The sequence below is a fragment of the Pseudomonas sp. Yb2C2 genome, assembly GCF_052112325.1.
In the GTDB taxonomy this organism is placed as follows: domain Bacteria; phylum Pseudomonadota; class Gammaproteobacteria; order Pseudomonadales; family Pseudomonadaceae; genus Aquipseudomonas; species Aquipseudomonas marginalis.
Window position 1 is genome coordinate 80,262 of the sequence record NZ_JAVAJK010000025.1, and the last position, 24,337, is coordinate 104,598.

Consider the following 24,337-nt stretch of genomic DNA (forward strand, 5'->3'; position numbering starts at 1 on the left):
ACATAGTCCCGGAGCTGCCTGGCACACTGCAGCGCTCTTATTGGGGCTGCTGCGCAGCCCAACGTGGGGCAAGCCCGCTCGCCACAGTTACAGTGTTCCTCCTTAACTGACTGGTATTAAGGCAAGCCCCCTCCCACATTAGTTCGGTGTGGGAGGGGGCTTGCGCATCAGCCTCCCCACCACCAGCGCTCCGAGCAATCCCAGCACACCCGCCACCCACAATACGTAACTGAATCCACCCACAAACGCCTGCTGCGCCAGCGGTTGCACCATCGCCCGTGCCGGCTCGGGCAACAAGCCCATTGCCGCCGGCATATCCCCGGCCACCACCCGTGAAGCAATCCCCGCCACCTGCGCCTGCCATTGCGTGTCGATACGTGCGCGCAACACGTGCTCGCTGTGGCTGCTCAGCAGTGCGCCATACACGCCAATCGCCAACATGATCGCGCTGAACCGCATGGTGGTGCTCATGCCCGACGCCATCCCCGCACGGTCCCGTGGCACGCAGGCCATGATGTTTTTTTGCGTATCACCATTGAGCAAACCGGCACCGGCACCGGTGACGGCAATCGCCAGGGCGAAGGGCAGGTAGCCGCCGATATTCACCGCCCAGGCACTTAGCAGGTTGCCGCAGCCCACCAGGGTCAACCCGGTTGCCATCATCGTTGCCGGTGCGAAGCGCCCCGCCAGCCGCGCGCCGATCCGGGGACAGACCAGCATGGTCAGGGCGAACGGCAGCATGCCCAGGCCCGAGGCAATCGCGGAGAAGCCCAGGCCGTTCTGCAGATAGAACGGCAGCAGCGTCATCATCACTTGGGCACAGCCGGCGTAGGCAAACATCCCGAGCAAGGCGCCGATAAAACGCGGGTGGCGAAACAGTTGCAGGTCCACCATGGGCCGCCGCTGCACACGTTCGACCCCTACAAATACACCCAGCAACACCGCACCGCCGATCAGGCGTGCATAGGTCAGCGGGTTATCCCAGCCGATACGGTTGGCCTCGATCAGGCCCCAAATCAGGCACAACAGGCTCGCGCTGAAGGCCAGGCTGCCCCACGGGTCGAGGCGGGCGGATTGGCTATCGCGGGATTCCGCAATGGCGTGCAGCACCAGGCTCATCAGCGCCAGGCCCACGGGCAGGTTGAGGTAGAAAATCCAGCGCCAGCCCAGGTACTCGGTGATCAAGCCGCCCAGGGTCGGCGCGGCCGTCATCGCCACGCCCATGCAGGCGCCCCAGAACGCCCAGGCCTTGGCCCGCTCGACTTCATCGTGGAAGGTGTGGCCAATGGAGGCCAGGGCTGACGTGAGCAATAACGCTGCACCGACGCCCTTGACCGCGCGGGCGATATCCAGCCACAACGCACTCGGCGCCGCCCCGCAGCCAACGGAGGCGAGGATAAAAATACTCAGGCCCCAGACCAGGGATTTTTTGCGCCCGAACCGATCGGCAATGCTCCCGGCCGGTAGCAGCAAGGCGGCAAACGCCAGCATGTAGGCGCTGACCACCCACTCGATATCGGCAAAGTTCGCCCCCAGGTCGCGAGCGATGCTCGGCAGGGTCACGGCGACGATATTGGTGTCGAGCACGATCAGCGAGCAGACGCCGGACGCGGTCAGCAACGTCAGGCGCGGGTTGACTCGGCTCATGATTGGATTACCTTACAGGCAATAGGGGAAATGCAGTTGATGGGCATCGCAAGGGCGCTCCAGTGGTGAGGTGCTTCGAGCTTATCCCTGGCCACTGCTGGTATTGTTAGCCGCTGTGGAGCACTTCATTACCTTTGAGCTAATCCTGTTATGGATATCCGCCATTTTCGCTACTTCCTCGCCGTGGCCCGGCAGCGCAACTTCACCCGTGCCGCCGAGCAATTGGGCATTGCGCCACCGACCCTGAGCCGGCAGATCCAGGACATGGAAACCAGCCTGGGCACGCGCTTGTTTATCCGCCGGCAACGCGAAGTCAGCCTCACCGAAGCCGGCGCCGCCTTGCTGGTCGAGGCCGAAGCCACCGTGCGCCAGTTTGAATTCGCCCAACGCCATGCCCAGCGTGCCGGGCGTGGCGAGATCGGCCATATCGAATTGGGTTACGTGGCTTCGGCGCTGTACGCCGGGCTGTTGCAGCGGCAGATGCGTGCGTTCGGCCAGGCATTTCCCGACGTCAGCGTGACGGTGCGCGAATGCGCCATGGCCACGCTGCCGAGTGCGGTGGCGGACGGGCGCTATGACATCGGCTACATCCGCTCGCCGATGACCTTGCCCGAGGGGGTGGAGGCGGTGCGCCTGGACGGCGAAGGTTTTGTCCTGGCGCTGCCCCAGGATTCCTGGCTGTTGGGGCTCGCGGCCATAGGCTGCGAACACCTGCAAAACGAGACATTTATCCTGCCGGAGCAAATCAGCGGCACCCTGCATATCGCCGCGCAAGGCGGTTATGCTCCGCGCCTGGGGCCACAGCCGGGCGGGCTGGTCGCGGTAGTGGCGCTGGTGTCGATGGGGCAGGGCGTGGCGGTGGTGCCCGCGTCAATGGTCGGGCATGTGCAATTGCCGGGCGTGGTGTACCGCAGCATTCAGGGCTGCGACGCATCCTCGTGGCTGTCGCTGATTCACCGGCGCTTCGAGAAAGCGCCGGCGGTGGCGCGGTATATCCAGCAGGTCAAGCACTCAGGCGCGGCTGCACCGAATCCGCCAGGCGCGTAAGGATCAGGCAGCACGACACCGCCCCCGCATCCAGCACGCCGAGTGAGCGCTCGCCCAGGCGACTGGCGCGGCCGATCTTCGCCACCAGGTCCTTGGTGGAGTCGCGCCCCTGGGAGGCGGCGGTTTTCATCGCCTCCAGTGCATCACTGAAGGACGCCCCCGAGGCGTGCGCGCGCTCGAAGGCTTCCACCGCCGGGATCAATGTGTCCATCAGGCACTTGTCGCCCACGCCCGCTTCGGTGATGTCCTGCAACGAGGTCAGGCCGCCGCGCAACAGGTGGGCGAAGGTGGCCGCGTCGATGTCGTCACGGCCACGCACTTCGTCGGCCATGCCGATAAACAGGCTGCCATACAACGGCCCCATGGAGCCGCCGATGCCTTCCATCAGGCTCAGGGTCAGTTCATCCAGGGCTTCGGCGAGGGTCAGTTGGCGACCTTCGATCGTGCGCCCGCAATGGGCGAAGCCCTTGGCCATGTTGATGCCATGGTCGCCGTCGCCAATCGCGCCGTCGACTTCGCTGAGGTATTCACGGTTGGCCACGATCACGCTAACCAGGTCGGTGACGATGGCGCTGCCGTGGTGGCTGGAAAAATGCTGGCTCATGGTTCAGTCCGCCTGGGTCATGCCGATGGAGCGGCAGGGTTGGTCGATCAGGGTTTTCAGCTCGGCGTCGAGGCCGAGCAGGGTCAGGGTCACGCCCATCATTTCCAGGGAGGTGAAGTAGTTGCCGACGTAGCAGCGGTGAATCTTCAAGCCCTTGGCCTTGAGTTGGCGTTCGACCTCGGCATAGAAAATATACAGCTCCATCACCGGCGTGGCGCCAAGACCGGAGACCAGCACCACCACGCTGTCATCCTGGCTGAAGTCGCGGTCGGCGAGGATCGGCGCGAGCATGCGCTCGGCCATGGCGGCGGCGGATTCGATCGGGATGACCTCAATGCCCGGTTCGCCGTGATGGCCGATGCCCAGTTCCATCTGGCCGTCGGGGATCTGGAAGTTGGGCTTGCCCACGGCGGCAATGGTGCAGGGCGTGAGGCCGATGCCAATCGAGCGGCACTGGTCGACGGTTTTCTGCGCGACGCGAATCACGCCGTCGAGGTCGTAGTGCTGGGCGGCTGCGGCACCGCCGATCTTCCACATGAAGATTTCCCCGGCCACGCCTCGACGTTTGGCGATCTCGGCCTTGGGCGCGGAGGCCACGTCGTCGTTGGCGACCACGGTGCGGATGCGCATGTCTTTGCTGGCGGCCATTTTCATCGCCAGCTTCACGTTCATATTGTCGCCGGCATAGTTGCCGTACAGGCAGGCCACGCCGGCGCCATGGTCGGCAGCGCGGAAGGCGTCGAAAAAGCTCTTGGCGGTGGGCGAGGAGAAAATCTCGCCGACGGCCACCGCGTCGACCAGGCCGGGGCCGACATAGCCGAGAAAGGCTGGCTCATGGCCGGAGCCGCCCCCCGTGACAATGCCGGCACGCCCTGGCCCGGAAGGCCTGGCCTTGACGATCACCCGTGGGTTGCTTTCGTACTGGCGCAGTTCGGGGTGCGCGACCAGGATGCCGCGCAGCATGTCCTCGACCACTTGGTCCGGATCGTTGATGACTCGATTCATAACGCGGGTTCCTGTGTTCTTTTTGTAGGAGCGAGCTTGCTCGCGAAAAGCGTGAAGACACCGCGTTTATCCAGAAGCCCCGCGTTATCGTTGTCGACCTTCGCGAGCAAGCTCGGCTCCTGCAGTAAAGCGGTTGTGTGTTCCTAGGGTTCGAGTACAACCTTGAGCGACTTGTCGCCACGTTCCATCACCGCAAACGCTTCCTTGAAGTCCGCCAGGGCGAACTTGTGGGTGACTACATCGCGCATATCGATCTTGCGGTTGCCGATAAAGTCGATGGCCCGCGGGTACATGTACGGCCCCAGGTGCGAGCCGAGGATGTCCAGCTCCTTGCGGTCGCCGATGATCGACCAGTCCACCGTGGCCTCGTCGTTGAATACGCTGAACTCCACGAAGCGCCCCAGCTTGCGCAGCATCGCCAGGCCCTGGTTCACCGCCTTGTGGTGCCCGGTGGCCTCGATATAGATGTCGCAGCCATAGCCGTCGGTGATCGCGCGGATGTTGGCCAGTACGTCCACTTCGGCCGGGTTCCACACTTCGTCGGCGCCCATGCGCAGGGCGAGGGCGGCGCGTTCGGGTTTCATGTCGAGCACGATGAGTTTTTTCGGGTTGCGCAAACGCACGGCGCCGATGATGCCCAGGCCCAGGGTGCCGGCGCCGGCGACCACCACAATGTCGTCATGGTCGACGTTGGCGCGTTCCGCCGCATGCAGTGAGCAGGCCAGGGGTTCGATCAGGATCGCTTCGTCGGGGGCGATGGATTCCGGCACTTTGTGAATGATGCCTTCCTTGGTGAAGATCATGTACTGTGCCATGGCACCCTGCACATTGTTCTGGAAACCATAGAGGTCGTGTTTCTGGCACATCCAGTACTGGCCGTGGTTGCAGAAGCGACAGCCCCAGCACGGCACGATCTGCTCCGAGATCACCCGGTCACCGACCTTCACGCCGCGCTTTTCCGCGCCCGGGCCCAGGGCCACCACGCGACACACGAACTCATGGCCGGGGATCATCGGCGGCTTGACGTAGCGCGGTTGCTCGGCATCGCCCCAGAACGACGGCGCGCCGCGATAGGTCTTGATGTCGCCCATGCAAATGCCGCACAACTCGACCTTGGTGAGGATCTCATCGGGGCCGGGCGTGGGTACGTCGACGGTTTCCAGGCGATAGTCTTCCGGGCCGTGGCAAACCACGGCCTGCATGGTTTTCGGGATGGCCGGCGAGAGTTGTTCGGGTGTGCGTTCGGTGACAGTGGACATGACAAAACCTCACGACAGATAAATGAATTACTGAATGCTGTAGCCGCCGTCGATCACCAGGTTGGCGCCGGTGATCATCTGCGCGGCATCGCTGAGCAGGTACAGCGCCAGCCCGGCGATTTCCTCCGGCTGCGCAAAGCGGCCCGCCGGGATCTGCAATTTGGCCCGTTCGCCGACTTCACCGGCCCAGGCCTTCTTGCCCAGCGCGGTCTCGACGATGGTGGGGGAAATGGCGTTGACATTGATGTGCGGCGCCCATTCCATGGCCAATACCTTGGTCATGCCGACGATGGCCGCCTTGCTGGCGCAGTAGGCGACGTGGCGGTCGAGGCCGATCACCGCGGCCTGGGACGCGAGGTTGACGATGCGCCCGCTGCCCTGGGCGAGCATGTGCCGGGCGCAGGCCTGGGCCACGAAAAAGCTGGCCTTGAGGTTGATGTCCAAGGTGGTGTCCCAGGCGCTTTCGCTGACATCGACGGCCTTGTCCAGCAGGGCCACGCCGGCGCTGTTGATCAGGTAATCCAGGCGTTGGAAGTGTGCGAAGACCTGGTCGATGGTGTGTTGCACCTGGTTGATCTGGCTGAGGTCGACGGCAATGCCCAGATGCCCGGCACCCAGGCCCGCTGCCACTTCAACCACCGCCGGGTCGCGGTCGAGCAAAGCCACGCGGGCGCCGCGCTCCACCAGCAGGCTGGCACAGGCCAGGCCGATACCGGCGGCGCCGCCGGTGATCACCGCGCAACGGCCGTTGAGGTCGAAGGCTTGGTTCCAGAATCCAGACATGCATGACTCCTCTTTCAATAACGATCGAGATCCAATGTGGGAGGGGGCAAGCTCTCTCCCACACTTGACTGTATTTCAAGCCAATGACTACTTACCGCCACTGACTTGTTTGTACAGAGCATCGGCGTTGGCGTTAGTCACGGGCACCCACGGCAGGATGTAGGTCTTGGCCGTGCCATCGCCCCATTTCACGTCCTTGGCATAGCGCTCCCAGATCACCGACTGCGGCTTGTAGTCCTTGCCGGCGAGTGCGCGCAACGCCACGTCCAGTGCGCCCTGGGACTGGGCCTGGGCGTCCTGGAGGAAGGTGGTGACTTCGTCTTTCTTCGCCGCCTGGATCGCGTCCGGCATGCCGTCGATGGACGTGACGGGCACATCCTTGGAGGTCAGGCCGTGGGATTTGAGGGCCTGCACGGCGCCGAGGGCCATGTCGTCGTTCTGCGCGATCACGCCGTTGATGCCTTTGGGGTGGGCGTTCAACCAGTCTTCGGTCAGCGCCAGGGCCTGGGCGCGGTCCCAGTTGGCGGTCTTCTTCTCGATGATCTTGATGCCAGGGTGCTTGCCCAGCACTTCCAGCTCGCCTTTTTCGCGGTCGATCTGCGCCGACTGGCCAATCGGGCCCTGGATGATCACTACGTTGCCCTTGCCGTTGAGCTTGTCGACCATGGCCTGGGCCTGCAGGCGGCCGCCTTCCACATCATCGTTACCGACGTAGGGCACCGAGGCGTCGGCGACCTTGGTGTTGGAGGCGATAACCACCACGTCGTTGCTCATGGCTTGCTTGACGGTGCCGACGCCGGCCTTGGTGTCGATCGGCACGAACAGGATCGCGTCGTAGCGCTGGGTCACCATGTTTTCGATCTGATTGTTCTGGGTCAGGGCGTCGTAGTTGCCGTCGAACACCGTCAACTGCACGGTGCCGTCCTTGACCGCCGGGTGCTCCTTGAGCTCGCGGACCCAGTTCTGCATGAACTGGCCCTTGAGGCCATAGACGGCCGCGCCGACCTTGTAGGTCTTGCCATCGGCGGCCATTGCGATACTGCCGGCGAGCAGGGAGAGAGCCGCCGCGGCGGCCAGGGTGGTACCAAGTTTCATGGGGGGAACTCCGGTTATTGTTGTAGTGGTCGTTCTCTAGCGTTTTTTCTTGCGCCACACGTCGATCAGTACTGCAAACACGATGATCAGGCCCTTGGCGACCTGCTGGTAATAGGAGGACACGCCGAGCAGGTTCAGGCCGTTGTTGATCACGCCGATCAACAACGCGCCGAACAGCGTGCCGACAATGCTGCCGGTGCCGCCCGACAGGCTGGTGCCGCCGATGACCACGGCGGCAATCGCGTCCAGCTCATAGGACACCCCGGCCTGGGGCAGGGCGGAGGTGGTGCGTGCCGACAACACCACGCCCGCCAACCCGGCGAGCAGGCCGGACACCACGTACACCGAAAACATCACCTTGCGCACGCCGATCCCGGAGGTGCGCGCGCTTTTTTCATTGCCGCCCACCGCGTACACATAGCGGCCGTAGGTGGTGTAGCGCAGCACCATCCAGAAGATCAGCGCGACCACGGCGAAGATGATGATCGGCACGCCAATCGGGCCGATCTTGCCGATGCCCAGGGCCAGGTAGGCGTCGGGCAGGTCGGTGATCGGGCTGCCGTCGTTGAGGATGAAGGTCATGCCGCGGGCAATGCTGAGCATGCCGAGAGTGGCCACGAACGGCGGGATCGACAGGTTGGCGACCATAAAGCCGTTGACCACGCCGAGCATCGCCCCGGCAAACATCCCCGCACTCACCGCCGCCAGCAGCCCGTAGCCCTGGGTCGCGACCATGGCGCTGCACAATCCGGCAAAGGCCAGGATCGAGCCGACGGAAAGGTCGATGCCCTTGGTCAGGATCACGTAGGTCATGCCCACCGCGAGGATGCCGTTGATGGAGGTCTGGCGCAGGATGTCCATCCAGTTGCGCCAGGTCATGAAGTACTCGCTGGAAAACGCCATCACCACGCACAGCAGGATAAACACCAGCGGCAGGCCGAAACGGTCGAGGGACAGGCGCAGGCGGTTGCGTGGCGCTGTGGTGATGGGGGCGGCAATGGTTTTGGCATTCATGAGGCAAGACTCAACAGGGCTTCCTGGGAAAGGGCGGTGTCGGTGCTGATGGTCACCAGGCGGCCGCCCTTGAAGACGGCGATGCGGTCACTCAGGTGCAACAGTTCCGGGGCTTCCGACGACACCACGATGGCGGCGCCACCGGCGCGCACGAATTGATCCAGCAGGTGGTAGATCTCCTGCTTGGCGCCCTCATCGATACCCCGTGTCGGCTCATCGCACAGCAGGCACACCGGTTCGGTCGACAGGCATTTGGCGAGCACCACTTTCTGTTGGTTGCCGCCGCTCATGGACGCCACCGGCAGTTCCAGTGAGGTGGTTTTGATCTGCAGGCGCTTGACCATGTCCTGGGCCAGTTGGGTTTCCTTGCGCGCATTGATCAGCGACCAACTCGACAGGCGCTTGTAGGCCGACAGCGCAATGTTGGAAAGAATGCTGCCGGTAAGCACCAGGCCGCTGTCCTTGCGGTCTTCGGTGACCAGCGACATGCCGGCATTGATGGTCGCCTTGGGCAGGCCCACGGGCATGGGCTTGCCTTGCAGGGTGACGCTGCCGGAGTCCGCCACGGTCAGGCCATAGATGCAGTTGAGGAATTCACTGCGCCCCGAGCCCATCAGGCCGTAGATGCCGAGGATTTCACCCTGGCGCAGTTGCAGGCTGATGTCGTGGAACTCACCGGCGCGGCTGAGGTTGTCGACTTGCAGGCAGGTGTCGGCGGCGCATTCGCGGCCGACCTTGTGGTCGATGCGGGTCAGTTCCTGGCCAACGATGCCGCGCACCAGGTGGTCGCGGTCGATATCGGCCATGCGTCCGCTTTCCACAAAGGCGCCGTCGCGGAAGATGCTGTAGTCATCGGCGATCTGCGCCAGTTCGCTCAAGCGGTGCGATACATAGACGATGCCGGCGCCCCGCGCGGTGAGGCGGCGAATCGCCTTGAACAGGGTTTCGGCTTCGCGCTCGCCAATGGCCGACGTTGGCTCGTCCATGATCATCACCTGGCAGTCATGGCTGAACGCCTTGGCGATTTCCACCAGCTGGATCTGCGCCACGCTCAGTCGGTGCATGGGGCTGCTGGCGTCGACATCGAATTCAAGGCTTTCCAGCAGCTCGCGGGTGCGGCGGTTCAAGGCCTTGTTGTCGACGATGCAGCCGGCGCGGCGCGGTTCGCGGCCCAGCCAGATGTTTTCGGCGACGGTCATGTAGGGGATCGGTTCCAGTTCCTGGGTGATCATCGCGATCCCCGCCGCGAGGGCTTCGCTGGGGCGATTGAACTGTACGGCGGTGCCGTTGAGCAGAATGCTGCCGGCATCGCGCGGGGTGATGCCCATCAGGATGCTCAGGAAAGTCGACTTGCCTGCGCCATTGCCGCCGCACAGGGCGTGGACGCTGCCGGCCCGCAGAGAGAGGCGCCCGTCACGCAGGGCAGGGATCCCGGCGTAAGCCTTGGCGACGTGTTCAGCCTGGAGCAGTAATGGCGTGGCCATCGGCGTGTCCTCGTGCTGTGAATTCTTATTAGGTCGCACAGTCATGTTTCGCTGTGATCATATGTGTATCAAATGAAATTCTGATCAGTCAATCTCTTTCATGTAAATGCTGCGATTCTGATCTTTTTCGCCAATTACCCTTTTTTAGAGCGCTTTGACTGGAAAGTCAGTTAAATCCTGCTTGACAGGAGAGGGTTACGCCTGCGAAATGAATGAGAGAAATTTCATTGAGTGATCAGTTGATCAGTCATAAGCACTCACGGCAGCGGAGCCAGACACCATGAACACACCTTTCCCGGTGGCTATCGGATGCGATGAAGCGGGTTTTGAGCTCAAGGAGCTGTTAAAGCGCCATATCGAGGCGCTGGGCTATCCGGTGACCGACTTCGGCACCCATTCCACCGCGCCGGTGTTGTACCCGGACATCGCCCTGGCCGTGGCCACCGCCATCAACGCCGGGCAGCAGCGCCTGGGCGTGCTGGTGTGCGGCACGGGGATCGGCATGGCGATCTCGGCCAACAAGGTGCTCGGGATTCGTGCGGCCCAGGCCCATGACACGTACTCGGCAGAGCGGGCGCGCAAGAGCAACGATGCGCAGATCCTCTCTATCGGCGCGCGGGTGATCGGCGCCGAACTGGCGAAAAGCATCGTCAAGTCGTTCCTGGAGTCGGAGTTCGAGGCGGCACGTTCCGGGGCCAAGGTCGAGCGCATCAATGCGATCGAGCGCGATGGGCATCAATAGTGGACGTAGCAGGGCAAGAGTCGGGAGAATGCGCCTTTGACGCCGAAACGGAAGCCCGTCCCCATGAGTGACAGTACCCAGCGCATGGCCAGCGATATTGATCAGATGACTGAAGTGGCGATGCTCTATTACCTCGAGAACGTCACTCAGGAAGCCATCGCCAAGCGCTTCGACCTGTCCCGGGCCAAAGTCAGCCGATTGCTCAAGCGCGCGCGGGATGAAGGCATTGTCGAGGTGCGCGTCTTGCAGCATCCGGCGATGAACAACGAGCTGGAACAGGCCTTGGTGGCGCGCTTCAAGCTGGATCGCGCGTTGATCGCGGTGGACCACAGCGACCCCGATACCCAGCGCTCGGCGGTCGCCAGCCTGGTGGCCAACTACCTGAACAAGACCTTGAGTGACGGCATGATCGTCGCCGTGGGCATGGGCCGCAACGTCGGCGCCGTGGCCGATAACGTGTTCCTGCCGGTGACGCGCAACTGCACATTTGTCTGCGCCATTGGCGGTTCGCTCAAGGCCGGCGAATACATGAACCCCGATCACATCTGCCGGCGCCTGGCCCTGCGCTTTGGCGGCGAGAGTGAAAGCCTGTACGCCCCGGCCCTGGTGGCCAACCCGGAGTTGCGCGGGGTGTTGATCAACAACGACACGGTGCGCTCGACCCTCGACCGTGCGCGGCGGGCTGATATGGCGCTGATCGGCATCGGCGACATGAGCGAAAACAGCAATATGGTGCGCATGGGCTGGTTCTCGCCCCAGGAGATCGCCCAGGCACGCTTGTCCGGCACCGTGGGCGACATGATGGGCTATGACTTCATCGACATCCATGGCCAGCCGGCGGTCAACGCGATCCAGGGGCGAGTGATCGGGTTGACGGTGCAGGAGTTGTTTCGCATCCCGGACGTGGTGGCGATTGCCAGCGAGAACACCAAGGCGGCGGCGACGTTGGGGGCGTTGCGGTCGGGGGTGATCAATACGTTGGCGACGACGGTGACGAATGCCCACACCATCCTGGCGCTGGACGATGCAACCCGTAAAACCTGACACGCCCTCGTCGGGGCATGGGTATCTACACAACGTTGGCTCAACGCCGGACGCCCGGCAGACAGGGCTGTTGTGGTGAGCGGGCTTGTCGAATCGTCGCACCGCCCGCGCCGGGCTGCGAAGCAGCCCCAGTAAAGAAGTACGCGGTGTATCAGGCACTCTGTAGAGGCTGGTTTTGGGGCTGCTTCGCAGCCCAGCGCGGGGCAAGCCTGCTCACCACAGAGATTTGGCAGGATCTGAAAATACTCATGCTCATCGGGGCAAGCCCCTTCCCACATGATTTTGTGTGGGGTTCGAAGACAGGTTTTGTAATAGTTTTGCGTTGCAGGAAATTTGTATTTCGCCTGTAGGATTCAAGTCCTTTTGTTATTTCAGGACCTGCATGAACATCCTCTCGGAGCCTCCCAGTCGTCTTTCCCCAAGACATCCGCCGCCGCTGTTCCCGCTGAAACACCCCGTATCCCGACTGCCAGCCGTGTCCCGGTCCACTGACCGCGCCTTGCCGTGCCCGGCATTCTGAAACCTGTAGAGAGACTTGTATAAATGGAATGGTTAGCGGATCCAACGGCCTGGCTCGGCCTGTTGACCTTGATTGTGCTGGAACTGGTGCTGGGCATCGACAACCTGGTGTTTATTGCGATCCTGGCGGATAAGCTGCCGCCGGAGCAGCGCGACCGAGCGCGCTTGATCGGTTTGTCCCTGGCGTTGCTGATGCGCCTGGGCTTGCTGGCGAGTATTTCCTGGTTGGTAACCCTGACCCAGCCGCTGTTCGAGGTGTTCGACAAGAGCTTCTCCGGCCGTGACCTGATCATGCTGTTCGGCGGTGTGTTCCTGTTGTTCAAGGCCACCATGGAACTGCATGAACGCCTGGAAGGCCATGTGGCCCAGCGCACCGGCAACGTGGCATACGCGATGTTCTGGCCGATTGTGGCGCAGATCGTGGTGCTCGACGCGGTGTTCTCCCTGGATGCGGTGATCACGGCCGTGGGCATGGTGGATGAGCTGGCGGTGATGATGATCGCCGTGATCATTTCCATCGGCCTGATGATCGTCGCGAGCAAGCCGCTTACACGCTTCGTCAACGCCCACCCGACGGTGATCATGCTGTGCCTGGGCTTCCTGATGATGATCGGTTTTGCCCTGACCGCTGAAGGCCTGGGTTTCCATATTCCCAAGGGCTACCTGTACGCGGCGATTGGTTTCTCGATCCTGATCGAGGTGTTCAACCAGATTGCCCGCGCGCGTCGCAAGAAGTCGGCCCAGGGCGTGTTGCCGGTGCGTGAGCGCACGGCCCATGCGGTGATGCGCTTGCTCGGCGGTCGCAGCCTGGCGGTGGAGGAGGTGGGGGAAGAGGTGGCTGACCTGTTGGGCGAGACGGATGCCGCCCAGGGGCCGCTGTTCGACCGACGCGAGCGGGTGATGATCAGCGGTGTGCTGCAACTGGCCGAGAGGCCGATTCGCAGCTTGATGACGCCGCGGGCCAACGTCGACTTTATCGACCTGGCGGACGACCCCGACACGATTCGCCTGAAGCTGATGCATTCGTCCTATTCGCGCCTGCCGTTGATCCGCAATGGCGCGGTGGATGAACCGTTGGGCTTTGTGCATAAGAAGGAATTGCTCAAGGAGTACCTGGCCGGCAACGAGCCGAACCTGGAGCACCTCGCACGCCGGGCGATCAACCTGCTGGAGAGCTTTTCGATCCTCAACGCCCTGGAACAGATGCGCCAGGAATCCACCCATATCGCCTTCGTGATCAACGAATTCGGTGACTTCATGGGCGTATTGAGCATGACCGACATTCTTGAATCCATTGCCGGTGAGTTGCCGGACGCCAGTGAGATCGAAGGGCCGGATATTGTCGAGGAGGGCGCGGGCTTCCGTGCCAATGGCGCCCTCAACCTCACCCAGATTCGTCAGCGTACCGGCTTCAAGGCCGTCGCGACCGAGGACTACCAGACCCTGGCCGGCCTGGTGATGAGCCTGCTCGACCGCCTGCCTGTGGTGGGCGATAGCCTGGAGCATGAGGGCTGGCGCCTGACGGTGGCGGCGGTAGAGGAGCGGCGGGTGACGCAGGTGTTATTGCAGCCTTGCGGCGTGCATAACGCCTGAAGGTGTCCTCCACAAACTGCGCTTGCTGCTCCTCGGGTCCGAAACCCTTGAATGTTTCCATCAAGGTGCCGTTCTGGAAGATCAGCAGCGTCGGGGTGCCTGTAACCTGCGGGTGCCTCGGCGTTTTCGCGCAATCGAGCACCAGGCTCACTACTGATCGGTACTGGGCGGCAATCTGCTCAAACAGCGGCCCGGCTACCCCGCAGGCCGGGCAGTGAGCTGAGATGAACAGCATGAACACCGGGCGCGAACTGCTCAGCACGCGCCGGTAGTCGTCGGTAGTGGCAATGGTTGCAGTGGCAATCCCCATGATGATCTCCCTTTGGACCGTGCAGGTTTTTTACCAACGCTAGGCCCGGGGACTGTCACCGTCTACTGTCAACCTTCACAGGTCTGCCTCACGCTCCACCCGTTCCCGGGCCTTGCGCGCCTGGTTTGCGCACTTGCGGTATTCCTCATTGTCCCGGGAGGCCTTGGCCCGGCGGTAGTCGTGGTGGTTCTGGCTGGTGTAGTTGGTGTCGAAGGCTTCCTTGAGCCTGCGCAGTTCTTCCTTGCAGTCGCGGCGGTCGTTGCTGGCCGACGCGTTGCCAGCTGCCAGCAAGGTGAGCATCACCAGGGTAAGGCATGACTTCATCAGGGCAGGGTCCTTGTCGGCAGGGATGTGCCAAGGCTAGTCCAGCGTGGGGATTTTTCCACGCTGCGCGCGCACTGCAACGGTGCGCGGTAACGCTGTCGCAGTGCGTCCAAAGGGACCTGTCACCGCCATATGGGGCCCTGGGTAGCAAAGTGATTGCAGATGCTGGCGTAGCGCCTTGTCTCCCCGAAATATTTATCTATCTGATTTAAAAAGCCTTTATTGCAGGCATGTTTTTCTTTGAGGGCGTGTGGCACACTTTCTGCTGTCTATTCCGTTGTTACATACTATGTTCCGGTATAGCGGAATACACAACTCCTGGAGTGCTTGTCATGCATCACCGACCTTCCGTGTTCAAAGCGTGTGTTTTTCTCTTCGCCGCATCGGCTTCCCTCGCAGGCATCGTGCAGGCGGCGGACAGCAAGCTCGATGATGTGCTCAAGCGTGGGCACCTGATCGTGGGTACAGGCAGTACCAATGCGCCGTGGCACTTCCAGGGAGCGGATGGCAAGTTGCAGGGGTTTGATATCGACATCGGCCGTATTGTGGCCAAGGGCTTGTTCAACGACCCGAGCAAGGTCGAGTTTGTGGTGCAGTCGTCCGACGCACGCATTCCCAACCTGCTGACCGACAAGGTCGACATGAGCTGCCAGTTCATCACCGTCACCGCCAGCCGTGCCCAGCAAGTGGCGTTCACGCTGCCGTACTACCGCGAAGGCGTGGGCCTGCTGCTGCCGAACAACAGCAAGTACAAGGAAATCGAAGACCTGCAGGCGGCGGGCGATGGCGTCACCGTGGCGGTGCTGCAGAACGTGTATGCCGAAGAACTGGTGCACCAGGCGCTGCCCAAGGCCAAGGTCGACCAATACGACAGCGTCGACCTGATGTACCAGGCGGTGAACTCCGGTCGCGCCGATGCCGCCGCCACCGACCAGTCCTCGGTCAAGTACCTGATGGTGCAGAACCCTGGCCGCTACCGCAGCCCGGCCTATGCCTGGAGCCCGCAGACCTACGCGTGTGCGGTCAAGCGTGGCGACCAGGACTGGCTGAACTTCGTCAACACCGCGTTGCATGAAGCCATGACCGGTGTGGAATTCCCCACCTACAAGGCGTCGTTCAAGCAGTGGTTCGGTGTGGACCTGCCGGAACCTGCCATCGGCTTCCCCGTCGAGTTCAAGTGATTCGTGAAAACCGGGGCGCCGCCAACGGCGCCCCCATCAGGTACTGCTGACCATGAACTATCAGTTGAACTTTGCCGCCGTGTGGCGCGATTTCGACACCTTGCTGGCGGGGCTCGGCCTGGGCCTGCAACTGGCATTGCTGTCGATCGCCATCGGCTGCGTGATCGGCCTGTTGATGGCGTTTGCCATGCTGTCCAGACATCGTGCGTTGCGAATCCTGGCCTCGGTGTATGTGACGGTGATCCGCAATACGCCGATCCTGGTGCTGATCCTGTTGATCTACTTCGCCTTGCCTAGCCTGGGTATCCGCCTGGACAAGATCCCCTCGTTCATCATCACCCTGTCGTTGTACGCCGGTGCCTACCTGACCGAAGTGTTCCGCGCCGGGCTGTTGAATATTCCCAAGGGCTTGCGTGAAGCCGGACTGGCCATCGGCCTCGGCGAATGGCGGATCCGCGCCTATATCACCGTGCCAGTGATGCTGCGCAACGTACTGCCCGCGCTGTCGAACAACTTCATTTCGCTGTTCAAGGACACTTCCCTGGCCGCAGCCATCGCAGTGCCCGAGCTGACCTATTACGCCCGCAAGATCAACGTCGAAAGCTACCGGGTGATTGAAACCTGGCTGGTCACGACCGCGCTCTACGTGGCGGCCTGTTACCTCATTGCCATGCTGCTCCGTTACCTGGAACAGCGTCTGGCGATCCGTCGTTAAGGAGGGTGTCCATGTACGAGTCCCCCAGCTGGCTGCATGAGTTGTGGATCGCCCGGGATACGCTCTGGGCGGGGTTTCAGGCCAGTGTCGCGGTGTCGGCACTGGCGATTGTCTTTGGCACGCTGATCGGTATCGTCGCCGGGTTGATCCTGACCTACGGCAAATTCTGGATGCGCGCACCGTTTCGCCTGTATGTCGACCTGATCCGTGGCACGCCGGTGTTTGTGCTGGTGTTGGCGTGTTTCTACATGCTGCCGGCGCTCGGCTGGAAAATCACCGCGTTCCAGGCCGGCGCCGTCGGGCTCACGCTGTTTTGCGGCTCCCACGTGTCGGAAATCGTGCGCGGTGCACTGCAAGCCATTCCCCGTGGGCAGTTGGAAGCAGGCAAGGCGATTGGCCTGACATTCCGGCAGTCCCTGGCCTACGTGCTGCTGCCCCAGGCGCTGCGACAGATCCTGCCGACCTGGGTCAACTCCTCGACGGAAATCGTCAAGGCCTCGACCTTGCTCTCGGTGATCGGCGTGGCTGAATTGCTGCTGAGTACCCAGCAGGTGATCGCACGTACCTTCATGACCCTGGAGTTCTACCTGTTCGCCGGGTTTCTGTTCTTTGTCATCAACTACGCCATCGAGTTATTCGGGCGCTACATTGAAAAACGGGTGGCCTTGCCATGAACCAACCTCAAATAACCGAGCCGCTGCTGGACATCCGCGGCCTGCGTAAACAATACGGCGAGGTCGAAGTGCTCAAGGGCGTCGACCTGTCCATGGCGCGCGGCAACGTGGTGACGTTGATCGGCTCCAGCGGCTCGGGCAAGACCACCTTGCTGCGTTGCGTCAACCTGCTGGAAGAGTTCCAGGGTGGGCAGATCACCCTGGATGGCGAGTCCATTGGCTACAGCGACATCGGCGGCAAGCGCGTGCGTCACCCCGAACGCGTGATCGCCCAGCACCGGGCGATGACCGGCATGGCGTTCCAGCAGTTCAACCTGTTTCCCCATCTGAGCGCGTTGCAGAACGTCACCCTCGGCCTGTTGAAAGTTAAGAAAATGCCTAAGGACGAGGCGGTGGCACTCGCGGAAAAATGGTTGGACCGTGTAGGACTTCTGCAGCGCCGCGATCACTTCCCCGGCCAGCTGTCCGGCGGCCAGCAGCAGCGTGTGGCGATAGCCCGTGCCATTGCCATGAACCCGAGCCTGATGCTCTTCGACGAAGTCACTTCGGCCCTCGACCCGGAATTGGTGGGCGAGGTGCTCAGTGTGATCAAGGGCCTGGCGGAAGAGGGCATGACCATGTTGCTGGTCACCCACGAAATGCGCTTTGCCTATGAAGTTTCGGACAAGATCGTCTTCATGAACCAGGGCCGGATTGAAGAGCAGGGCTCGTCGAAGGACATCTTCGAGCGGCCGCAATCGCCGCGCCTGGCGGAATTTCTCAAGAACATTCGTTTTTAATCAGGAGCATCGTTTTATGAGCATCACTCGTTACGGAGCCGGCAGTACGGCCGGCGGTGGCCAGCCGCGTCCCTTCGCCCGCGCGGTGGAAGCGGACGGTTGGTTGTACGTCTCGGGCCAAGTGCCTGCGGTGGACGGCGAAATCATCACCGGCGGGATCATCGAGCAAACCCGGCAGACCCTGCGTAATGTGGTGGCAATCCTCGAAGAAGCCGGCTACGAGTTGAAAGACGTGGTGCGGGTCGGCGTGTGGCTGGAAGACCCGCGGGACTTCTGGAGTTTCAACAAGGTCTTCGGCGAATACTTCACCCCGGAACACGCCCCGGCGCGGGCCTGTGTGCAGGCCAACATGATGGTGGACTGCAAGGTCGAGATTGATTGCGTGGCCTACAAGAAAAAGGGCTAAATTGCCCTCACTCTTAAGCCCACCAGAGATCAAATGTGGGAGGGGGCTTGAACCCGATAGCGGTGTATCAGTAACAGATGTGTTGATTGACACGCCGCCATCGGGGGCAAGCCCTAATGCCAGTCAGTTAAGGCTTTTTGTAGGAGCGAGCAAGCTCGCTCCTACAGGAGGCGATGTACGCTTAACTGACTGGCATTAGGGCAAGCCCCCTCCCACAGTGGACCTGCGCCAGCCCTACCATTTCGACCGGACCGAAATTGCCATGACCGAAGACACCATCAAACGCCGCGCCAAAGGCCTGGACCGTGCATTCGATATCCTCGATTTTCTCAAGGAAATCGGCCAGCCCCTGCGCCCGAATGATATTGCCAGCGGCATCGGCAGCCCCAAATCCACGGTCTACGAATTGGTCGCCTCCTTGTTGGAGCGGCGCATCCTCGAAACCGTGGGCAAGGACGGTCACGTCTACCTCGGCCGTCAGTTGTACTTCCTCGGCCAGGCGCATCTACGCCATTTCGACCTGACCCGCGAGGCCGACCACGCCTTGCAGGAGATCGTCAGCCAAACCCACGAAACCGCGCAGATGTGCCTGCTCAACGGGCGCAAATACACGGTGGCGCTGATGCGCGAAGGCGAGCGGCATTTCCGCATTTCCTCGGACATCGGTGAAGACGCGCCGATCCCATGGACCGCCTCCGGGCGCCTGTTGCTGGGGCACTTGAGCGACCAGCAGATCATCGACCTGATCGACCACGACGACTTTATCCTGCCGGACGGCCAGCGCCTGCCGCAGGAGACCTTTCTCGCGCAAATCCGCCAGGCCACCCTCGACGGGTTCTTTTCCTTCGACAGCGTGGCCGACACCTTTACCCACTGCTTTGCCGCCCCGGTCCGGGACGCGCAGGGCATCAGCATTGCGACGCTGTGCATCGTCGCCCCTCGGGCCGATGCGAGCAAAAACTACAACGACTATCGCCGGGTGTTGATCGACAGCGCCAACAACCTGGCTCGTCGCATCAACGAATAGGAGTTTTCCATGTCAGCCATCAATGCCGTTGAAAAGGGCGCCGCCGCCGTCGGTGCCCACCTGGTCCGCGACGTCGGCCTGCCCGCCCTGGTGCTGCACCGCGATGCCCTGGAGCACAACATTCGCTGGATGCAGGATTTCGTCAGCAACAGCGGCGCGGAACTGGCGCCCCACGGCAAGACCAGCATGATGCCGGCGTTGTTCCAGCGCCAGCTTGCTGCGGGCGCCTGGGGCATCACCCTGGCCAACGCGGTGCAGACCCGCGCCGCCTATGCCGGTGGCGTGCGCCGGGTGCTGATGGCCAACCAGTTGGTGGGCGCACCGAACATGGCGTTGATCGCCGACCTGCTGGCCGACAAGGATTTCGACTTCCACTGCATGGTCGACCACCCGCACAACGTCGCCGACCTGGGCCTGTTCTTCGCTGCCCGTGGCCTGCGCCTCAACGTGATGATCGAATACGGCGTGGTCGGTGGCCGTTGCGGTTGCCGCAGCGAGCAGGAAGTGCGCGACCTGGCCAAGGCGATCAAGGCCCAACCAGCCCTGGCCCTCACCGGTATCGAAGGCTACGAAGGTGTGATCCACGGCGAGCACGCCATCAGTGGCATCCGCGACTTCGCCGCGAGCCTGGTGCGCCTGGCCGTGGACCTGCAAGACAACGGGGCCTTCGACCTGCCCAAGCCTATTATCACGGCGTCGGGGTCGGCCTGGTACGACCTGATCGCCGAGTCCTTCGAAACCCAAAACGCAGCTGGTCGTTTCCTCAGCGTGCTGCGCCCCGGCAGCTATGTGGCCCACGACCATGGCATCTACAAAGAGGCGCAGTGCTGCGTGCTCGACCGCCGCGGCGACCTCCACGAAGGCCTGCGCCCGGCCCTGGAAGTCTGGGCCCATGTGCAATCGTTGCCTGAGCCGGGGTTTGCGGTGATCGCCCTGGGCAAGCGCGACGTGGCCTACGACGCCGGTTTGCCGGTGCCGCTTAAACGCTATCGCGCCGGGATCCTGCCGGCGGAAGGCGATGATGTGAGCGCCTGCACCGTCACCGCCGTGATGGACCAGCACGCCTTCATGACCGTCGCGGCAGGTGTCGAGCTGCGCATCGGCGACATCATTTCCTTCGGCACCTCGCACCCTTGCCTGACCTTCGACAAGTGGCAGGTCGGCTGCCTGGTGGATGAGCAGTTGCGGGTGATCGAGTCCCTGGAAACCCGTTTCTGAGTGAAAAGCCATGACCACCACCCATCCCAGCATCGCCCTGATCGGCGAATGCATGATCGAATTGCAACACCGCGCCGATGGCAGCCTGCAACAGAGCTTCGGCGGCGATACCCTGAATGCGGCGGTGTACCTGCGCCGTGAGCTGGGGGATATCGGCACGGTGGACTATGTCACCGCCTTGGGCGATGACAGCTTCAGCGACGCCATGTGTGCGCACTGGGCCGAAGAAGGCCTGGGGCTGGAGCGGGTCCAGCGCCTGCCCGGACGTTTGCCCGGCTTGTACTGCATCCAGACCGATGCCAACGGCGAGCGCAAATTCCTCTACTGGCGCAACGAAGCGGCCGTGCGCGACTGCTTTACCACGCCGGCGGCTGCGCCGATCCTGGCGGCATTGCCGGACTACAACGTGGTGTATTTCAGCGGCATTACCCTGGCGGTGCTGGGTGAAGTCGGGCGCCAGCGCTTGCTCGAAGTGCTGATCGAAACCCGCCGACGTGGCGGCGCAGTGGTGTTTGACAACAACTACCGGCCACGGCTCTGGGCCACGGTGGACGTTGCCCGCGAGGCTTATCGCAGCGTACTGGCCGAGGTGGATATCGCCTTGCTGACCGAGGATGACGAACGCGCGTTGTTTGGTTATGCCGACAGCGAACAGGTATTCGCGGCGTACCCGGCGATTGCGGAAGTGGTGCTCAAGCGCGGTGCGGATGCGTGTTTGATCCGTTGCGACGGCGAGCGCCTTGCCGTGCCGGCGCTGAAGGTGGAGAAGGTGGTGGACACCACGGCGGCGGGGGATTCGTTCAGTGCGGCGTACCTGGCCAGTCGGCTCAAGGGTGGTTCGCCCCAGGAGGCTGCTTTGGCCGGGCATCGATTGGCGAGCCGGGTTATCCAGGTGCCGGGGGCGCTGATCCCCAGGGAGTAGGTGAATGGCCGCCTGCGGCGGATCGGGGGCTTGCCCCCGATAGCGGTCTTAAGCCAAAGCCTCAATCCCGGTAAAACACCTGCACCAGGTGATACCCGAACTTGCTCTTGATCGGCCCGTGCACCACCTTCACCGGTTTCTTGAAGATCACCGCATCGATCACCCCGACCATCTGCCCCGGCCGCACTTCACCCAAGTCGCCGCCGCGCTTGCCGGACGGGCACGTGGAGTACTTCTTGGCCAGCACATCAAAGGCTTCGCCCTTGGCAATGCGCTGCTTGAGTTGTTCGGCTTCTTCGCTGGTTTTCACCAGGATATGGCGGGCTTGGGCTTTCATCGGTCTCTACCAGGTGTGCGACGGCGCGCGATTATGCCTGAACTGAATCATCGACGCTGATCATGCTGCGGATTTTGGTCGCCAGCAGGTCGATGGAAAACGGCTTGGCGACCATGTCCATGCCGTCCTCCAGGAAGCCCTGGCGTTCGGCGGCTTTCTCCGCGTAGCCGGTCATGAACAGCACCTTGAGCCCCGGCCGATGCTGGCGAGCGATCTCCGCCAGTTGGCGGCCGTTCATGCCGGGCAGGCCGACGTCTGTCACCAGCAGGTCCACGCGCAAGTCCGACTCCAGCAACGGCAGCGCTGCACGCGCATCCCCCGCCTGGTGTGCGGTATAACCCAACTCGTCGAGCACATTGACCACCAGCATGCGCACCGCCGGGTCATCCTCGACCACCACCACCGCTTCGCCGGCAAGGGCCAGCGGGACTTCGCCCAGATGGGCGGGCTGGCTGCTTTCCAGGGAGGTGCCGTGCAGGCGCGGCAGGTACAGGCGCACGCAGGTACCCTGGCCCGGTTCGCTCTGGATGGTCACGTGGCCACCGGACTGCTGGGCAAACCCATAGATCATCGACAGCCCCAGGCCGGTGCCCTGGCCGATGGGTTTGGTGGTGAAGAACGGGTCGAACGCCTTGGCGAGAATCTTCGGTGCCATGCCGCTGCCGTTGTCACACACGCCGAGCATCACGTAGTCGCCGGCCCTGACCGGTTCGAGGGTGGTGATATCGGTGCCGTCCAGGTAACTGTTGGCGGTTTCGATCAGCAGTTCGCCGCCATCGGGCATGGCGTCGCGTGCGTTGATCACCAGGTTGAGCAGGGCGTTTTCCAGTTGGCTGGCGTCGGTGTTGACCGGCCAGATGTCGCGGCCCAGTTGCACCTTGAGCGTGATATGCGCGCCCTTGGTGCGCTGGAACAGCTCCTCCAGGGACGCTACCAACTGGTTCGGATCCAGCGGGCGAAGGTCCAGCGACTGGCGCCGCGAAAACGCCAGCAGACGGTGGGTGAGGGCGGCCGCGCGATGGGCCGAGGACACGGCGGCGTCGGTAAAGCGGCCGATTTCGTCGCTGCGCCCGGCGGCGATGTAGCGCTGCATCAGGTCCAGGCTGCCGATGATGCCGGTGAGCATATTATTGAAGTCGTGGGCGATACCGCCGGTGAGCTGGCCCACCGCTTCCATCTTCTGCGCATGGCGCAGGGCATCTTCGGCGCGCTCGCGCTCGAACATCTCGTTTTGCAGGCGTTCGTTGGCTTCGGCCAGCGCCTGGGTGCGCTGGGCCACGCGCTCCTCGAGGTTTTCGTTGAGGTGGCGCAGGGCTTCTTCGGTGAGTTTGCGTTCGGTTTCATCGATGACAAAGATGTAGAAACCGTTCACCGAGCCGTCATTGCTGAAGCGCGGCAGGTATTTCATCAACGCATGGCGCGGGCGGCCATCGCGATGGGGGGTGACGGTCATGAAACTGCAGGCCTTGCCCCTGAGCGCGGCGGTGATCTTGTCCTCGCGCCCGGCGTACACATCGTCGCCGAGCACCTCGCGGATGGTCTTGCCGTACAGCTCCTGGGGCGTCATGCCGTACCAGTCGAGGTAGGCACTGTTGTTCAGGCGAAAGCGCTGCTCGTGGTCGACGTAGCCGATCAGCACCGGCATGGCGTTGATGATCAACTGCAGTTCGGTCTGGCTCTGGCGCAGGGCCTGCTCGGTGTTTTTGCGCTCGGTGAGGTCCAGTGCCGCGCCGAGGAAGCGCGCGGGGCGGCCTTGATGATCCTTGTAGCAACGCCCCCGGGCGAACACCCAGCGCACCTGGCCGTCGGCTTGTTGCAGGCGATATTCCTCGGCGTATTCAGTGCCGTAGGTGATGCAATGCTTGATGCTGCGCGCCACCATGCCGCGATCTTCGGGATGTACGCCTTGCAGGTAGTCGCTGATCGGCAACCGGCTGGCGTCGCTTGGATCAACCCCGTGCAGGTAGGCGAAGTGCGCGTCGGCGATAAAGCGGTCTTCGCCAATGTCCCAGTCCCAGGTGCCCACCGCATCGGTGGCGGCCAGGGCCAGTTGCAGGCGTTGTTCGGTGTTGTGCTGGGCCTTGCGCCGTTCGTTGGTTTCGATGGCCGTGACCAGGATGCCGGCCACATTGGCGCGTTCATCGCGGATCGGGCTGTAGGTCAGGTCCAGCCAGATTTCGGTGTCGCGATTGTTACGTTGCAGGACAAAACGCTGCTCGCTGAAGGTGCGCACCTGGCCGCTCAGCACGGCGTCGTAGATCGGCGCAGTGAAGCTTTCGAGTTCCGGCCAGGTCTGGTGCGCCGGCTGGCCCATGGCCTCCGGGTGTTTATTGCCCGCCAGCAAGGCGAAGCCGTCGTTGTAGAGTTGGGTGAGTTCGCTGCCCCACAGCAGGAGCATCGGCATCGGTGAGTGGATGACGATGTCCACGGCTGTGCGCAGGCTTTGCGGCCAATCATTGGCCTCACCGAGGGGGCTGTGCGCCCAGTCCAGCCGCGCAATCAATGCAGCGGCTTCGCTGCCGGTGGTTGTTCCCTTCATAAAAAGCCCTGAGCGTAACGCTTTGAAAAATGACAACACCCATTATCCCGTGGGACACCGATGGGTGAC

Annotated in this window: 23 protein-coding genes and 1 pseudogene; 12 read left to right on the plus strand and 12 right to left on the minus strand. The window is 62.6% G+C overall.

Features of this window, described 5'->3' with window-relative positions; genetic code table 11:
- Window positions 1-138: 138 nt before the first annotated feature.
- The gene (locus Q8X51_RS27235) at window positions 139-1,647 is read right to left on the minus strand and encodes an MFS transporter (RefSeq protein ID WP_407694199.1); all 1,509 of its coding nucleotides are present in this window, start codon (window positions 1,645-1,647) and stop codon (window positions 139-141) included.
- A 150-nt stretch (window positions 1,648-1,797) separates the two neighbouring features.
- On the opposite strand from Q8X51_RS27235, the gene Q8X51_RS27240 reads away from it, so the two are divergent.
- On the plus strand, window positions 1,798-2,694 hold the full coding sequence (locus Q8X51_RS27240; RefSeq protein WP_065927174.1) for a LysR family transcriptional regulator: 897 nt from the start codon (window positions 1,798-1,800) through the stop codon (window positions 2,692-2,694).
- On the opposite strand, the gene dhaL is transcribed toward Q8X51_RS27240, so the two are convergent.
- From dhaL to Q8X51_RS27275, 7 genes are all read right to left on the minus strand, one after another.
- The gene (gene dhaL / locus Q8X51_RS27245) at window positions 2,651-3,298 is read right to left on the minus strand and encodes a dihydroxyacetone kinase subunit DhaL (RefSeq protein ID WP_065927173.1); all 648 of its coding nucleotides are present in this window, start codon (window positions 3,296-3,298) and stop codon (window positions 2,651-2,653) included. The genes Q8X51_RS27240 and dhaL overlap by 44 nt on opposite strands.
- Window positions 3,299-3,301: 3 nt before the next feature.
- Window positions 3,302-4,303 carry a dihydroxyacetone kinase subunit DhaK gene (locus Q8X51_RS27250; protein WP_407694198.1) on the minus strand — a complete coding sequence of 334 codons (1,002 nt, stop codon included), beginning with the start codon at window positions 4,301-4,303 and terminating at the stop codon, window positions 3,302-3,304.
- A gap of 143 nt (window positions 4,304-4,446) precedes the next feature.
- A complete protein-coding gene (locus Q8X51_RS27255; RefSeq protein ID WP_065948191.1) occupies window positions 4,447-5,562 on the minus strand; it encodes an MDR/zinc-dependent alcohol dehydrogenase-like family protein in 1,116 nt (371 codons plus the stop codon).
- 27 nt (window positions 5,563-5,589) lie between these two features.
- Complete coding sequence (locus Q8X51_RS27260) at window positions 5,590-6,345, minus strand: SDR family oxidoreductase (RefSeq protein ID WP_065927170.1); 756 nt, start codon at window positions 6,343-6,345, stop codon at window positions 5,590-5,592.
- An 87-nt stretch (window positions 6,346-6,432) separates the two neighbouring features.
- Window positions 6,433-7,440, minus strand: coding sequence for a substrate-binding domain-containing protein (locus tag Q8X51_RS27265; protein WP_027608639.1), 1,008 nt, complete (start codon window positions 7,438-7,440; stop codon window positions 6,433-6,435).
- Window positions 7,441-7,476: 36 nt separating this feature from the next.
- Window positions 7,477-8,454 (minus strand): ABC transporter permease, encoded by a 978-nt coding sequence (locus Q8X51_RS27270; RefSeq protein ID WP_027608638.1) that lies wholly within the window; start codon window positions 8,452-8,454, stop codon window positions 7,477-7,479.
- Entirely contained in the window at window positions 8,451-9,938 is a 1,488-nt protein-coding gene (locus Q8X51_RS27275; protein ID WP_074847010.1) for a sugar ABC transporter ATP-binding protein, read from the minus strand. Before Q8X51_RS27275 ends, Q8X51_RS27270 begins: the two co-directional genes overlap by 4 nt.
- Window positions 9,939-10,218: 280 nt before the next feature.
- Between Q8X51_RS27275 and rpiB the strand changes: the two genes are divergently transcribed.
- The 3 genes from rpiB (at window position 10,219) to Q8X51_RS27290 (ending at window position 13,836) form a co-directional block, all read left to right on the plus strand.
- Complete coding sequence (gene rpiB, locus Q8X51_RS27280; RefSeq protein WP_016969738.1) at window positions 10,219-10,680, plus strand: ribose 5-phosphate isomerase B; 462 nt, start codon at window positions 10,219-10,221, stop codon at window positions 10,678-10,680.
- Window positions 10,681-10,743: 63 nt separating this feature from the next.
- Window positions 10,744-11,724 (plus strand): sugar-binding transcriptional regulator, encoded by a 981-nt coding sequence (locus Q8X51_RS27285; protein ID WP_027608636.1) that lies wholly within the window; start codon window positions 10,744-10,746, stop codon window positions 11,722-11,724.
- Window positions 11,725-12,267: 543 nt separating this feature from the next.
- On the plus strand, window positions 12,268-13,836 hold the full coding sequence (locus tag Q8X51_RS27290; RefSeq protein ID WP_027608635.1) for a TerC family protein: 1,569 nt from the start codon (window positions 12,268-12,270) through the stop codon (window positions 13,834-13,836).
- Between the two features lie 19 nt (window positions 13,837-13,855).
- Here the strand turns inward: Q8X51_RS27290 and Q8X51_RS27295 are convergent.
- Window positions 13,856-14,146, minus strand: a pseudogene (locus Q8X51_RS27295) (thioredoxin family protein); the annotation flags it as partial.
- Between the two features lie 75 nt (window positions 14,147-14,221).
- Window positions 14,222-14,470, minus strand: coding sequence for a hypothetical protein (locus Q8X51_RS27300; RefSeq protein ID WP_065927168.1), 249 nt, complete (start codon window positions 14,468-14,470; stop codon window positions 14,222-14,224).
- A 332-nt stretch (window positions 14,471-14,802) separates the two neighbouring features.
- Between Q8X51_RS27300 and Q8X51_RS27305 the strand changes: the two genes are divergently transcribed.
- The 8 genes from Q8X51_RS27305 to Q8X51_RS27340 all read left to right on the plus strand — a co-directional run bounded on the left by Q8X51_RS27305 (window position 14,803) and on the right by Q8X51_RS27340 (window position 21,392).
- Window positions 14,803-15,651, plus strand: coding sequence for a transporter substrate-binding domain-containing protein (locus tag Q8X51_RS27305; protein WP_027608633.1), 849 nt, complete (start codon window positions 14,803-14,805; stop codon window positions 15,649-15,651).
- A 52-nt stretch (window positions 15,652-15,703) separates the two neighbouring features.
- Window positions 15,704-16,366 (plus strand): amino acid ABC transporter permease, encoded by a 663-nt coding sequence (locus Q8X51_RS27310; protein ID WP_027608632.1) that lies wholly within the window; start codon window positions 15,704-15,706, stop codon window positions 16,364-16,366.
- Between the two features lie 11 nt (window positions 16,367-16,377).
- On the plus strand, window positions 16,378-17,040 hold the full coding sequence (locus tag Q8X51_RS27315; RefSeq protein WP_065927167.1) for an amino acid ABC transporter permease: 663 nt from the start codon (window positions 16,378-16,380) through the stop codon (window positions 17,038-17,040).
- Window positions 17,037-17,819 (plus strand): amino acid ABC transporter ATP-binding protein, encoded by a 783-nt coding sequence (locus tag Q8X51_RS27320; protein WP_065927166.1) that lies wholly within the window; start codon window positions 17,037-17,039, stop codon window positions 17,817-17,819. Before Q8X51_RS27315 ends, Q8X51_RS27320 begins: the two co-directional genes overlap by 4 nt.
- Before the next feature lie 16 nt (window positions 17,820-17,835).
- On the plus strand, window positions 17,836-18,225 hold the full coding sequence (locus tag Q8X51_RS27325) for a RidA family protein (protein WP_012723821.1): 390 nt from the start codon (window positions 17,836-17,838) through the stop codon (window positions 18,223-18,225).
- 262 nt (window positions 18,226-18,487) lie between these two features.
- Window positions 18,488-19,252, plus strand: coding sequence for an IclR family transcriptional regulator (locus Q8X51_RS27330; protein WP_315871692.1), 765 nt, complete (start codon window positions 18,488-18,490; stop codon window positions 19,250-19,252).
- 9 nt (window positions 19,253-19,261) lie between these two features.
- On the plus strand, window positions 19,262-20,470 hold the full coding sequence (locus Q8X51_RS27335) for an amino acid deaminase (protein ID WP_323146023.1): 1,209 nt from the start codon (window positions 19,262-19,264) through the stop codon (window positions 20,468-20,470).
- 10 nt (window positions 20,471-20,480) lie between these two features.
- Entirely contained in the window at window positions 20,481-21,392 is a 912-nt protein-coding gene (locus tag Q8X51_RS27340; protein ID WP_065927164.1) for a sugar kinase, read from the plus strand.
- Between the two features lie 61 nt (window positions 21,393-21,453).
- Here Q8X51_RS27340 and Q8X51_RS27345 read toward each other — a convergent pair whose 3' ends face one another.
- Both Q8X51_RS27345 and Q8X51_RS27350 read right to left on the minus strand, forming a co-directional pair.
- Window positions 21,454-21,729 carry a peptidylprolyl isomerase gene (locus Q8X51_RS27345; protein ID WP_010564624.1) on the minus strand — a complete coding sequence of 92 codons (276 nt, stop codon included), beginning with the start codon at window positions 21,727-21,729 and terminating at the stop codon, window positions 21,454-21,456.
- Between the two features lie 31 nt (window positions 21,730-21,760).
- Window positions 21,761-24,268, minus strand: a complete 2,508-nt coding sequence (locus tag Q8X51_RS27350; RefSeq protein ID WP_074847007.1) for a PAS domain-containing hybrid sensor histidine kinase/response regulator — start codon at window positions 24,266-24,268, stop codon at window positions 21,761-21,763.
- Window positions 24,269-24,337: the final 69 nt, after the last annotated feature.